Here is a 12,650-nt window from a genome sequence, read left to right on the forward strand (position 1 = left end):
TTTGGGAGAGTGCAACCCTTACAAGGTTACGTCGCTGGGTAAAGCCTTGCATCGCCCACCAAAACAGTGACATTCGGGGGTGTAGTTCAGTTGGTTAGAACGCTTGCCTGTCACGCAAGAGGCCGCGAGTTCGAGTCTCGTCACTCCCGCCACAATCATATAAAAATTCGACCGATTTCAACGCAATGTAAATTGTGTTATAGCGGGGTACCTTTTCGCCGCAGTATGCACATTTTTCTTGTTGCGCTCCTTAAAATTAACGGCGGTTCTTCTTCTTTGATGCCTTCGCCTGTTTCCGCTTCTTTTTCTTGGCCTTCTTTTTCTTCTCCTGAGATTTGCTGGAAGGGTGTCCTGAATCATCGGGCAATAAACCATTTCCCATACCAGATGACGGTGAAAGAACATCTGACTTGTCATTAAAACAAGCCCACCAGGACATAGTATCGTGTATATCCTCAAAACTGTTCCGTTCAAGGTCAACTTTTAGCTTTTCAAGGCACTCATCTTTACCAAGTTCCAGAGCGTCCTCAAAATCACTGTAATTAGTCATACCGGGCATTATTAATCCATCTTCATATCCCTGTTGGATTACATCTATGATTTCTTCTGGATATAAAGCACAGACAGAATCAGCCATAATGCCCCAAAAATCAGACATATCGCCTGCTTCTTCCCCAATGAATACTGTCCCAAATAGTTCTAAAACCGACTCTCTTGAAACGTATTCTTTAATTACAGCGTATGCCAAGGCCTGACAAGCAGATACTCTGCAATAATCATAGGCGTCTTTGTTTAAAATTAAAGATTTTATTAATTCGACAGAACCACCACATGTATTTAATAAAATAATGGGAAGGTTTGATGTTGTAAGATCACCGAACAATTTATCCGGTATATCACCTGGAAGACTGAACAGGTCTACTATAACTTTATGGGATTTGGGTTCTTTAAAGTGACCCAGCAGCATTAGCGCATAGATATGGTCGTATAAATTTTCGTCTGAAATATATTTTTCATAGTCCGTATGTGCATTTTCAAGTATCTCTATCAGATAGGGCGTAATCTCATCCTTCATATTAATAGCGGCATCTATCTGCTCCCGCTTGTAAATGCCATCATAGATATTAAAAGATTCAAGTATCCCTGGAATGGTAAAATCATCATTATTATCATTTTTTTTCTTTTTGATATTAACAACAAATAAGTCGGGTTTTTCACCAGAAAATGAATAAGAGAACGGCTCTACAGTATATTTCATATCTGGTACTTGCTCGAATCTTTTTAAGGCTTCTGGTTCCATAGCGAATTCACCACAGGAACATCCATAATCATCAATGATATCACTCAATCTTATTGGGTCCATTCTGTAATCATTGATATTGAACGTGGCATCTTTAAGAAATTCTTTCAAAGATTCGATTGAATCAGCTATGAAGCAGGCATTTTCATTATATTCATAGCATTCGTCATATAATGCCAACGCACTATACCCAATGATTGGATTGTCGTTATTCTCCATTTTATTTATCCCCTGTAGATTGATTCAATTCCTTTAAAGAACACCTATTTCCCAGTAATGTCCGGTTAGATAATATGAGAAGGCTGACCCCTCCGACGAGCTGTGATATAATCACGCTTAATCAGTAACGCAGTCACCCAAAAGGCTGCAAAAAAAGTAGGGTATCAGCCATGAATAAAAATATCACAATTGGAATAGATTTAGGAGATAAATTTCAAATTTAAGTGACAAAACGCATACCCACTTTGCTAAAAATGGAATCAGGCAGCCCCCAAGGGGAGCACGGCCCAAAGCTCCTATAAGGGGGTTTTTGCCCATCCCACCGAAAAGTACGGTAGGAATTAGAATAAAAGAGGTAAGCTGATTACAAAGCTGCTATCAAAAACTTTTCCTGGGGAACTTGATCAGCAATGAAAATGATATCATTTGAATCCTTGAGTATTAAGAGTCTTTCAGGTTCTACAAGTTATGCTTGAGTTCCATCCAGTCCACTGTATCTCCAATTATGTTGCGTTTTTTTTGTTGCGTGATTATTTTCGTTCTTATATAAGTGATTTTTGAATCTGCAGATGAAATTTTTGTTTATACAAGATGTGGTATCATAACAAATATTAAAAAATCTGGATTGGTGAAAGAAGCCGGTAATTTGTTTGATTTGACTCCTGACAGCTAATACCCGTCCTTGTGAGCAACTTACGCAAAAGAAATCTAAGCATTTCACCATTTTTTCACCCCACATGTCAAATAAAGAAAACTGGATCATCGAGTATTAAAAATCACAAGGGGAAGCAATGTTTTTTTCGGATTATCGGGATGATGTACAAAAAGACTTACTCTGGGCCAAAAAACGATTAGAAATTATTTTTGAACATAATGCGGCTGGTATATTTCTTGTTGATCATAATAGAGATATTATCATGGTAAATCAAAGATATTGTGACATTGTTGGATTTACCAAAGAAGAACTTATCGGACAAAATGCTTGTTTTTGTCATATTAGTCAAGAATCCTGCGAAGCTTTTGGGCAATATTTCTTAAAGGCAAGGGATGGTGAAGAAGTAAAATTAGAGTATTTTATCAAAAAAAAAGGTTGTGATGGTGTTTGGACAGAATTCTTCGGTTCAAAAATCGAACTTGATGAAGGACATTATGGCGTCATATGGAGCATAATAGATATCAGTGAACGTAAGTTAGCCGAAGAAACTATTAAAGATAGTGAAAGGCGTTTATCTGCTTTCTCAAAAGTTACTGGAGAAGCTATTTTTTTTACAGACAAGGGTATCTGTATTGAGGCAAATGAAAGTGCAAAAAAAATGTTTGGTTATTCTTTTGATGAAGTAGTTCTTGGAAATCTTATAACTGATTTATTTGCTCAGGAAAGCAGGGAGCTATTTAAAAGCAATATGCTTTCAGGATATGAAAAACCCTTTGATGCACTTGCAATTAAAAAAGATGGTTCGAAATTTTGGTGTGAAGTTTATGGAAGAAATTTTAATTATCAAGAGAAAGATATCAGAGTTACTTCTATTGTAGATATAAGCAAAAGAAAGAATACAGAAGAAGAACTTAAAAAAGCCAAGAAGCAGGCTGAAGATGCCAATGAAGCAAAATCAAACTTTCTTGCAAATATGAGCCATGAAATCCGCACACCCATGAACGCCATCATTGGAATGTCTCACCTCTGTCTCGGGACTCAGTTGAATCCCCAGCAACACAATTACATCGAAATGGTTAACACGTCTGCCCAATTACTGCTGAGTATCATTAACGCCATCCTGGATTTTTCAAAAATCGAAGCAGGCAAGCTGGAACTTGAATCAATCCCCTTTAAGTTGGATGAGGTATTAAACAACTTAAGTAATCTGGTATCCATCAAAGCCCAGGAGAAAGGACTTGAGATCCTGTTTGATGTTGACCCCAATATGCCGGTTCACCTGATCGGCGATCCTTTGCGGCTTGGGCAGATACTTCTCAACCTTACAGGAAACGCTTTAAAGTTCACCGAATCCGGTGAAATCGTTGTACTGATCCGGTCGGTTCAAACAACAGAGGAGACCGTGGAGCTGGAAGTGACGGTAAAAGATACAGGGATCGGGATGACCCATGATCAGCAATTAAAACTCTTTCAATCCTTTAGCCAGGCCGATGCTTCCACTACCCGTAAATTCGGAGGTTCCGGATTGGGTCTTGCGATCTCCAAACATCTGGTACAGTTGATGGAAGGCCGGATCTGGGTCGAAAGTGAGCCGGACAAGGGAAGCAGTTTTTACTTCACCATTGTTCTGGGCCGGGATTTCAGGAATAAGGAGAAACTTCAATCAGAGTTTCCAATGGATCTGGAAAAACTTAAAGTTCTTGTGGTGGATGATGTGGCCAGCGTTCGTCATATGCTTGCTGCAACCCTCCGCTCCTTTTCCTTCAGGGTGACCTGTGTTGATTCTGGGGAAGCAGCCCTTGAAGCACTTGGAAAAAACCCGGAGGACGATCCATATCGCCTGGTGCTTATGGATTATATCATGCCTGGAATGAACGGTATGGAGGCCACCCGGAGAATAAAAGAATCCTCCAGAACTGCAAATATTCCCACCATCATCATGGTTACCGCTCTGAGTCGGGATGAGGTGATCGATAAAGCTGAAGAGATAGGCCTTGATAGCTTTCTCACAAAGCCTATAACCCCTTCAGACCTGCTGGATAACATCATGAAAACCCTGAACGGCAAAGGAGGACTCCTCGGATGTAGCCCGTCATCTGATCACTGGAAAATTAATACCCTGGAAGCCATCAAAGGAGCACAGGTGCTTCTTGTTGAGGACAACACCATTAATCAAGTCCTTGCACAGGATCTCCTGACCCAAGCCGGGTTAAGGGTGACCATTGCTGAAAATGGGAAACAGGCAGTTGATCTGGCAGGGAAAACAGCGTTTGACGCCGTACTTATGGATCTTCAGATGCCTGAAATGGATGGTTTTGAAGCCACCAGAGCTATTCGTAGCAACAAATCAATTATTCAGCCGTCCATCATTGCCATGACTGCCAATGCCATGGCCGGTGATCGTGAACGCTGTCTTGCTGCAGGCATGGACGATCATGTGGCTAAACCCATTAAACCCGAGATCCTGTTTGAAACCCTTATAAAATGGATTTCGGCATTTGAAAGAGAGCCTGTGATTTCCCAATCTCCCCAGGAACTAACACCGGAAGACCTCCTGGATCAAAAGCCAGGTCTTCCAACTGATCTGGTCGGTATCGATATTGAAGCTGGATTGCGTAGAACCGGTGAAAATTGTGAACTTTATGTCACCCTTCTGAAACATCTTGTCAAAGATCATGGCAATGACGATCAGGTCATTATCGATGCTATAGAACAAAATGACATTATCCTGGCACACAGGACAGCCCATACCCTAAAAGGTGTTGCAGGAGGAATCGGTGCCTTGGCATTGTATGACAGTGGGCAGCACTTGGAAACCGCCTTAAAGGAAAACCAATCCAGTCTTTTTAAACCTCTGATAGCAATAGTGACCAAGGATTTACGGGAAATTGTGGAGGATCTGCAGAAAAAAATCATGCCACCTTTACCTGTTGGCACAGAACATAAATCATTTCAGCCAGGTGACAGGGAAAAGCTGGCATCCCTTATGGAAGAACTTCAATTATTGGCAAAGGAGATGGACCCTGACGTGGATGAGAAAGCTGAAGAGATAAGCCAGTTACTCCATCTTCATGGCAGCGGGCATGAAACATTGGGTAATACGCTTTCGGATCAGGCCGCAAACTTGAATTTTGAAGAAGTTCTTGAAACATTGAAAAAACTCAAAGAAACGATCAAAACATATATTTTATCATAGGTCATGGGACAGGCAACCGTTTGTCTCCGAAAAAAAAGGAGCAGTAAAGGATGGATGAACTTAGCCGTATCCTGATTGTAGATGATGAGCGGCAAAATATTAAAGTACTGACCGAGCTTTTACGGAATGATTATAAAATAATGGCATCTAAAACTGGTGAACAGGCTTTAAGCGCAGTCTTTGGTCCCAATCCGCCGGACCTGATTCTGCTGGACATTATGATGCCGGAGATCAATGGATATGAGGTGTGCAGAAGATTAAAAGCAAATAGCAGGAGTAGGCACATCCCGTTAATATTTATTACAGCCCTTGATGCCTCTGATGACGAGGCAAAGGGTTTTGAATTAGGTGCGGTTGACTATATCACTAAACCATTTAAACCAATCATTGTCAAAGCCCGGGTCAGGACTCATATCCAGTTGAAACTGAAAACAGACCTTATAGAGCGCATGGCTTCAATTGATGGTCTTACAGACATTCCCAACCGCCGCAATTTTGATGTTACCCTTGAAAAAGAACTCCGCAGGGTTGCAAGGAACAACTCATTGCTATCCTTGATATTGATGGATATTGATTTTTTCAAAAAATACAATGACCATTACGGACATGCAAAAGGGGACTCTTGCCTTCGGCGAGTAGCCAAGGCGTTGGCAGGTTGTGTGCAGAGGGCTGGTGATTTTGTCGCTCGATATGGAGGAGAAGAGTTTGTCATCATCCTTCCGGAAACCGACCGAACCGAAGCGATTGGAATTGCCGAAAAAGTTCGGCTTGCAGTGATGGGATTGAACATCGAGCACGCTGCATCGGATGTTGCAGACCATGTCAGTCTCAGCTTGGGCGTTACAACGGTTTCAGGGGATCAAACTGTTTCACCTGTTGATGTTATCAATGAGGCAGATGCCGCTCTTTACAAAGCAAAAGCGAGTGGCCGAAATTGTGTTATTTCCGGTTGAGATACTAATAACCTTTATAAAGAGCAGAACCATTCTTTCTGCAAGGAGCTATACAGGGGTTTTTTCGCAATTTGAGGTTCCGGAAAATGACATCCAGAGACTTGAGCCGGGTATAACACAGCGATTAAACCGCATTTCAGGCTGATCGCTGCAACAAACAGGAAAGTTCAAAATTTGCGTTATTTCTGCTCAACTTATTTCATTTGCGGTCCTTAGCCAGAGCAAACCGGATATTTTTTTCAGACAGGTTTCTGATGATGGTTCCGTTTTCCTCAAGATATCTTAGATGGGACAATGCTTCTCCGGTTGCAAACCACTGTTGGGCGATGGGGAAATCTTCCCAGCAGGCGGCCTTGATATCCCAGGTCATTCTGGCCGCTGTTTCATAGGCGGACTGCGGGGCGTTATCCAGGATGTTGCATATTTCATCCAGCCGTTTTTCATGGTGCCGTGTTAATTCATCAACCCGTGATTTAAGGTCTGTAAACCCTCGCCGGTGGCCGGGTAATACAGACACAACCTCTAATTTACCCACCTTTTCAAGGCTATGTAAATAACTTTTCAGGGGGTTTTCATGATCATTCCAGCACTGAATATTGGGGGAGATATCGATGAGGACGTGGTCCCCTGAAATCAGAATCTTTTTGGCTTTTTCATACAGGCAGATATGTCCCAATGTGTGTCCCGGTGTTTCGACGCAGGTGAATGTGTAATCGCCATAGGTCAATGTATGTCCCTCGGCCAGGATCTTTGCCTCAGGTGCCCACTCAACACCGAATCTGCTTCCCGGGTGTGCTTCCAATGCCGCTTTCAGCTTTCCTTTCGGGAACCCCTGCTGGTCCGCATTTTTGAGCATGGGCCCGAATCCCTGCCAGTTTTCAAGAAGTTCTGTTTCCAGACGATTAAAATAAACACGGGTGGTGGGTGTTTTTAATTTTGGGACCAGACTAAAATGGTCTGCATGAAAATGGGTGACAAAAATATCGGTCTGGGCAAGGTCTATCCCCAGAAATTCCAACCCGGATGTCAGGGTGTCAAAACACAATTTGTGATTAAACCCGGTATCAATGATCAGGCTTCGGTCAGGTGACCGAACCACATAGGAATTCAAATATTTCAACGGGCTGTCAGGCAGGGGTACTTTAATGCAAAACAATTCTGAACATATTTCTTTTACGATACCGGTCTTTTCCATAAAAATTTTTAACCTCTTGTTATCAGGTCGTCTGTGGCGTCGTTCCATCAAGTCATCTGCCATGGGGCAGCCGAACCCAGAGAACCCCCCAAAAGCCCTATGTATAAAACTGTTTTTGTGCAGCCGCAATCATTTCTTTTTTTTTTAGTTTTTTATTGGATGACAGCCAGGAGTTGACCCTCATCCTCATGGACAGAGAAGATGAGCAATAACGGCGAAATCTGGAGAGACGGCAATGGTGTCTGCCATATCGAGGCAAGAAACAAGTCAGATGCGTATCTCTTGATGGGGTATCAGGGCAGCTCTTTTTAACCTTGCTCCAGGGTTAGTTGGTTATACAATTACCCCATAAGGTACTTGGATTTTAAGAAATGGCATATTGGTCAATTTGATACAATAGAATTCAGGTACAAGAAAAGTGTACTCGTACAAATCCATTACAATTTGGGCATATCATCTTCAGGCTTGATACATTCCCCTTGAAGAGGAATTTGTTACAGGTAGGGCAACGGTATATCGTAAGCTCTTCACCTTTAATAATTGAATTGTTATTGATAGTACGCCAGCATTTATGACAGATGCCTTTATAAAGATTTAAAGATTTCTCGTTGCATTTTTGGCAAACATTTTCCATGCATCACCTTTAACGGATTTTTTGGTCTTCCTTAGCTGCTAATGATTTTAATATAATTGACTGGCACTTCTATTGATGGAACCTTCAAGCATATACTTGAGATATTTCCTTCTCGCTTTTAAGAAATCCTTCCATGAATAGTGATTGATATTTTCATCGGTCTCAAATTCATTACTGTACTGTTGTATCAGTAGTTCCATTCCAATATTTTTACTCTTGTTGTATTCCACATTTAGCCGCCTTTCCTTTATTTGGATTAAGATGACATGATAATGAAAATGCAAAATGTATGCCTGAGAGGATAGAGTCCTTGTAGAAGCATTATTGTCAACTGTTTTGGGGATAGACCATGCGTTTTTGCTAACCGTTTGTTTATAGGAAAGGTTACAAAAAATACATAAATTTATGTATTTTAATACCCAAGTTAATCAATCTTCAGTAATGGTGTCCTATGCCAGGGTAAGCCCTCTCTTTAATTTTTTTTTCAACAATAGAAATTTCCATGGTATTATGATTTCATTTTGAGCTTAAAGGGAGAGCATCTTGAGGGTCGGAAATATATCGATAGAAAAAAACAAAATTCGTTTTTATTATTACATTGGTTCTATCTCATCGAGCTGAACGGTATTAAATAATTTCTGATTACCCGGTTAAGCATTATTATCAAAAGGTGGCGTATCCAACCGCCGAAATTGTCATGGATACCAAAAATACACGCAACCTGAGTTTTGATAAAAATGTTGTTCATCATTTCAAAAATAATATACTTTTAGTAATATGGATAAATATTCAAATTTCAAAACACTTGCTGCCAATGAAATTCTAAATCGGGATTACAGTATTCAGATTCAAGATATGGGGTCGAATATTACGATTATTGCCCCTCACGGAGGATTAATTGAGCCCAGAACCTCATTAATCGCAAAATTAATTTCAGGAGATACATACAATTATTATTGTTTTGAGGGGATTAAAGAAAAAAACAACCACGATCTTCACATCACAAGTCATCGATTTGATGAACCAAGAGCTTTAGCTTTAATCTTTTCTTCTGATGTTATTATCACCATACATGCCTGCAAAGACAAAGAAGAGATTATTTATTTAGGAGGGGGGTTTAAAGAACTTGCATCAGATATCCAAGATACTCTTGAAAACTTGAATATTAAAATTCTAAAAAATGAGAAGTTTTTGGGTACACACCCTAATAATATTTGTAATAAAGGAAAACGAAAAAAAGGAGTTCAGTTGGAAATATCAAGGGGCCTAAGAGATGATCTTAAAAAACTCAATTCCATCTCAACAGCAATCCAGAAAGTATTAAAATTGTTTGTTTGCCATAATTAATGGAATGGTAATATATTTTTTTAAACCCAAGAATTCATATCCCTGTTATTTTGTAATGTTAAACAGAAAAAAAATAGTAGAATACATATTGGCAGATCCTTCCTGAATAAATTATATTTTTACCAAAGTTGATTTTTCGAAACACCTTTACAGGAATTAAAAACATTGTTATGGATGGAGTTTCATAATCAAATTTATAACTTATCTGGTCGGATATCATTCAAATTTACAAGATATCCGGATCCGTTGATCAACTTGTTCGGCAACCAATTATTTTAAATTTAAATATAACCACCCATCATGAAAAATTTTAAAAACAAAATCCTTATTCTCTTTGCCCATCCAGCATTACAAAATTCTAGGGTGAACAGGCAACTCATTACGTACGTCACAAGCCTCGATGGAGTAACATTCCATGATCTCTATGAAGCATATCCAGATTTCCACATTAATGTTAAACACGAACAAAATTTGCTGCTGGAAAATGATATTATAGTTTTCCACCACCCACTCTTCTGGTTCAGCGTCCCAGCAATAGTGAGAGAATGGATGGATCTCGTGCTTCAGCATATGTGGGCCTACGGTAAAACAGGAAAGGCTTTGGAGGGAAAAAAATTGTTTAACGTCATCACAACAGGAGGCAGAGAATCCCTTTTTCAGCATGATGGTAGTCATGGGAATACCATCATGGAATTTCTTGCCCCAATACGGCAGTCCGCCCATGTGTGTGGAATGAATTATTTCCCTCCTTTTGTTGTCCACGGCACCCGTAATATCACCCAACAGGAGATAACAAGCTACGGAGAGGATTACCAAAAAATGATAATAGCTCTGCGTGATGGCAAGGTGAACCTTGAAGCGGCGCGCTCGCATCAAAGGCTTAATTCAGATTTAGAAAGTATAATCACTACTTAAAGGGGATTTCATTGCAAGGCGAAGGCTTCTTTTTTCAGGCATTTGTATATCTTTCCGCAGCGGTCATATCTGTACCTGTGGCAAAGCGTCTCGGGCTCGGTTCGGTTCTTGGCTATCTCATCGCCGGTTTTATCATTGGCCCTTTCGGATTTCAATTAATCGGAGAGGAAGGACAAGATGTCATGCACTTTGCCGAATTTGGCGTTGTGATGATGCTATTTCTCATCGGTCTTGAACTTCGTCCGTCACTTTTATGGCGGCTCCGCGGACCAATTCTCGGGATGGGAGGCTTGCAAGTTGGCCTTACAATTGCTGCATTAACATCAGTGGGTATGTTTTTTGGGCTATCTCTGCAGGCATCTCTGGCTGTCGGAATGACCCTTGCACTCTCATCCACCGCAATTGTCCTACAGACGTTGAATGAGAAGAGACTCATGAAAACGGATGCCGGGCAGAGCGCTTTTTCTGTGCTTTTATTCCAGGATATAGCGGTTATTCCCATGCTTGCCATCATGCCTATACTCGCTGTCAAAGGTGTTGATGCAGTAAAAGAAGCTGGTGAGTCCCACGCAGGAAGTACAACATGGGTGGAAGGGTTTTCAGGTTGGGGGCAAGCTCTTATTGTGGTCGGTGTGATTTCCTTTATTATTATTGCCGGACTTTTCCTGATACGACCTTTTTTTCGTTATGTCGCAAAAACGAGATTAAGGGAGCTCTTTACTGCCGCGTCCCTCTTGTTGGTTATCGGCATATCCTTGCTTATGACAAAGGTAGGCTTAAGCCCAGCCCTGGGGACCTTTCTTGCTGGTGTCGTTCTGGCTAACAGCGAATACCGCCATGAACTTGAGGGAGATATTGAGCCTTTCAAAGGACTTCTTCTTGGATTGTTCTTTATTGCCGTGGGGGCATCAATTGATTTTGGCCTGATCACCGCAAAACCTGGTCTCATAGGAACGCTTGTGGTCGGCCTGATCGCCATTAAGTTTATTATTCTCCTGATTGTTGGGAAAATATTTAAAATAAAACATGACCAGAATATTCTTTTTGCATTCTCACTTGCCCAAGGTGGAGAATTTGCTTTTGTCCTCTTTTCCTTTGCTTTACAGAATCATGTTATCAGCAATGCGGTTGCAAGTCCTCTTATTGCTGCGGTTGCTATTTCAATGGCCCTTACCCCTCTTGTCTTAATTCTTAATGACAAACTTATCCAACCCCGCTTCGGCACTCATGAGCAGGAAGAGAAAGAAGCAGACGGCATTGACGAAGAAAATTCTGTTATTATTGCCGGGTTCGGGAATTTTGGAAGCATTGTGGGACGCCTTCTAAGGGCAAATAATGTAGGAATAACAGTTCTTGAACATGACTCTGACAGGGTGGAACTTCTGCGAAAGCTTGGTCTAAAGGTGTTTTACGGTGACGTCTCCCGGCAGGATCTTCTCCATGCTGCTGGTGCAGAAAAGGCCCGGATATTGATACTTGCATTTAACGACCATGGAAAAACGCTTGATATAGTGCGCATGGTAAGGAAGTACTACCCGCATCTGATCATTTTCACCCGATCCTCTGGACGAACTGAAATTTTCGAACTCCATGAGGGGGGAGTACATCATGTATATCGGGAAACATTTGAAACGTCTCTAAAGTTGGGAATTGATGCTCTTACCACCTTGGGTTTCAGGTCGTATCAGGCGCAACGTGTCACCAAAACCTTTAGACATTACGACATAGAGGCAACTCATATGCTACGACATGCACGCCATGATAAAAAAAGTTACATCAGTATATCCCGCCAGCGGATTGAAGACTTGGAACAACTAATGCTCTCAGATCTTCGCAAAATAGAAGAAGATATCGATACAGCTTGGGATACTAGTTACGTCATGAAGGAGTTTGGAGGAAAAATATAGGAGAAAACACCGGAGAAACCATAGAAAAGTAAACACCAGTTTTATTTAATTCCTCAATATTAAGAATTAAACAAAAAAAATAGCCGATACGAAAACAAACCTAAAGTGGGCGCTTAAAGTAGAACTATCTGAGATCGATACTAATTATCCAATGTTGATTAAAAAGATGAATTCAGCCCTTGGGTTTTTCTTTGGGAAGATTGTCGATAAATTAAAAGAAGCGAAAGATTATCATGTGTGTCAGAAATGTGGTTCAACAGTTTTCAAGGTCCCAGAAGAATCCTGTATTATTTGTGGAAGTTCGGTTTCGATGTATAAGCAAATAAAGT

General features: G+C 40.8%; 8 protein-coding genes and 1 tRNA gene. 7 read left to right on the forward strand and 2 right to left on the reverse strand.

Features of this window, described 5'->3' with window-relative positions; all coding sequences use genetic code 11:
* Nucleotides 1-75: 75 nt before the first annotated feature.
* A tRNA-Asp gene (locus ACZ45G_RS14960) sits at nucleotides 76-152 on the forward strand.
* A gap of 104 nt (nucleotides 153-256) precedes the next feature.
* Here the strand turns inward: ACZ45G_RS14960 and ACZ45G_RS14965 are convergent.
* Nucleotides 257-1,519, reverse strand: coding sequence for a DUF1186 domain-containing protein (locus tag ACZ45G_RS14965; protein WP_464179477.1), 1,263 nt, complete (start codon nucleotides 1,517-1,519; stop codon nucleotides 257-259).
* Nucleotides 1,520-2,310: 791 nt separating this feature from the next.
* Between ACZ45G_RS14965 and ACZ45G_RS14970 the strand changes: the two genes are divergently transcribed.
* Together ACZ45G_RS14970 and ACZ45G_RS14975 are read left to right on the forward strand one after the other, a co-directional pair.
* Nucleotides 2,311-5,370: a response regulator gene (locus ACZ45G_RS14970; RefSeq protein ID WP_464179479.1), complete on the forward strand. Its 3,060-nt coding sequence runs from the start codon at nucleotides 2,311-2,313 to the stop codon at nucleotides 5,368-5,370.
* A 50-nt stretch (nucleotides 5,371-5,420) separates the two neighbouring features.
* Nucleotides 5,421-6,323: a diguanylate cyclase gene (locus ACZ45G_RS14975; RefSeq protein WP_464179482.1), complete on the forward strand. Its 903-nt coding sequence runs from the start codon at nucleotides 5,421-5,423 to the stop codon at nucleotides 6,321-6,323.
* Nucleotides 6,324-6,522: 199 nt separating this feature from the next.
* On the opposite strand, the gene ACZ45G_RS14980 is transcribed toward ACZ45G_RS14975, so the two are convergent.
* On the reverse strand, nucleotides 6,523-7,581 hold the full coding sequence (locus tag ACZ45G_RS14980) for an MBL fold metallo-hydrolase (RefSeq protein WP_464179484.1): 1,059 nt from the start codon (nucleotides 7,579-7,581) through the stop codon (nucleotides 6,523-6,525).
* A 138-nt stretch (nucleotides 7,582-7,719) separates the two neighbouring features.
* Between ACZ45G_RS14980 and ACZ45G_RS14985 the strand changes: the two genes are divergently transcribed.
* The 4 genes from ACZ45G_RS14985 (at nucleotide 7,720) to ACZ45G_RS15000 (ending at nucleotide 12,321) form a co-directional block, all read left to right on the forward strand.
* A complete protein-coding gene (locus tag ACZ45G_RS14985) occupies nucleotides 7,720-7,830 on the forward strand; it encodes a penicillin acylase family protein (RefSeq protein WP_464179486.1) in 111 nt (36 codons plus the stop codon).
* 1,099 nt (nucleotides 7,831-8,929) lie between these two features.
* Nucleotides 8,930-9,499 carry a poly-gamma-glutamate hydrolase family protein gene (locus ACZ45G_RS14990; protein WP_464179488.1) on the forward strand — a complete coding sequence of 190 codons (570 nt, stop codon included), beginning with the start codon at nucleotides 8,930-8,932 and terminating at the stop codon, nucleotides 9,497-9,499.
* A gap of 300 nt (nucleotides 9,500-9,799) precedes the next feature.
* On the forward strand, nucleotides 9,800-10,414 hold the full coding sequence (gene kefF / locus ACZ45G_RS14995) for a glutathione-regulated potassium-efflux system oxidoreductase KefF (protein ID WP_464179490.1): 615 nt from the start codon (nucleotides 9,800-9,802) through the stop codon (nucleotides 10,412-10,414).
* Between the two features lie 11 nt (nucleotides 10,415-10,425).
* On the forward strand, nucleotides 10,426-12,321 hold the full coding sequence (locus ACZ45G_RS15000) for a monovalent cation:proton antiporter-2 (CPA2) family protein (RefSeq protein WP_464179492.1): 1,896 nt from the start codon (nucleotides 10,426-10,428) through the stop codon (nucleotides 12,319-12,321).
* Nucleotides 12,322-12,650: the final 329 nt, after the last annotated feature.

This window comes from Desulfoconvexum algidum, from assembly GCF_055382125.1.

Excerpts from the sequence above, each read along its gene's own strand:
- ACZ45G_RS14965 (WP_464179477.1), bottom strand. The coding sequence starts at position 1,519 with ATGGAGAATAACGACAATCCAATCATTGGGTATAGTGCGTTGGCATTA.
- ACZ45G_RS14975 (WP_464179482.1), top strand. The coding sequence starts at position 5,421 with ATGGATGAACTTAGCCGTATCCTGATTGTAGATGATGAGCGGCAAAAT.
- kefF (WP_464179490.1), top strand. The coding sequence starts at position 9,800 with ATGAAAAATTTTAAAAACAAAATCCTTATTCTCTTTGCCCATCCAGCA.
- ACZ45G_RS14970 (WP_464179479.1), top strand. The coding sequence starts at position 2,311 with ATGTTTTTTTCGGATTATCGGGATGATGTACAAAAAGACTTACTCTGG.
- ACZ45G_RS14980 (WP_464179484.1), bottom strand. The coding sequence starts at position 7,581 with ATGGCAGATGACTTGATGGAACGACGCCACAGACGACCTGATAACAAG.
- ACZ45G_RS14985 (WP_464179486.1), top strand. The coding sequence starts at position 7,720 with ATGAGCAATAACGGCGAAATCTGGAGAGACGGCAATGGTGTCTGCCAT.
- ACZ45G_RS14990 (WP_464179488.1), top strand. The coding sequence starts at position 8,930 with ATGGATAAATATTCAAATTTCAAAACACTTGCTGCCAATGAAATTCTA.